The organism is Blautia sp. NSJ-175, assembly GCF_022867815.1.
In the GTDB taxonomy this organism is placed as follows: Bacteria; Bacillota; Clostridia; order Lachnospirales; family Lachnospiraceae; genus Blautia; species Blautia celeris.
This window is the reverse complement of the sequence record NZ_JALIFQ010000071.1, coordinates 1-518: the sequence shown is the minus strand read 5'-3', so window position 1 is coordinate 518 and position 518 is coordinate 1. Positions and strand designations below refer to the sequence as shown.

Sequence of the window (518 nt, the reverse complement as noted above, 5' to 3'; positions counted from 1 at the left end):
TCTTAGTGCCAAGGCATCCACCCTGCGCTCTTTCTTGCTTGGCCTTACCAGATACCATAGCGTTGGTACCTGACGGCTTGGGTTGTTGCTTGGTTTTTGTTTCTCAATTCGCTGTATCTCTACAGCGCCTCGTTTTCGTCTCTATCTTTACGTTTAACGTATTCTAGATGTTTCGTATATGCAGTTTTCAAGGTACATGCTCATGTGAATCTGATCACATGCGGCTGAAATGTTTTATCAGCCATTCAAACACAAAAAGCATTTTATGCTTGAATCACTGGTAAAACCAGTTATCCATAACAGCGCTTCCCCGCTGGTGTGGGTTAGCATCCATACTTGATACCCAGATGCCTGTTCTATCTGTTAGGCTTTTTTCTCCCCAGCCTTTTTTTAAGGGATTCCGGCAGCCACCTGCTTTCCCATGCCGTCTCCAGCATAGTATCATCGGCCTCCCAGGTCTTAACCATCGTGTTCGGGATGGGTACGGGTGTGTCCCCTGGGCGTATCGCCACCGGAAA

General features: G+C 47.3%; 1 rRNA gene. It reads right to left on the bottom strand.

The features are described 5' to 3' along the window. Positions 1–398 precede the first annotated feature (398 nt). A 5S ribosomal RNA gene (gene rrf / locus MUB35_RS30415) occupies positions 399–516 on the bottom strand. Between the last annotated feature and the right edge of the window lie 2 nt (positions 517–518).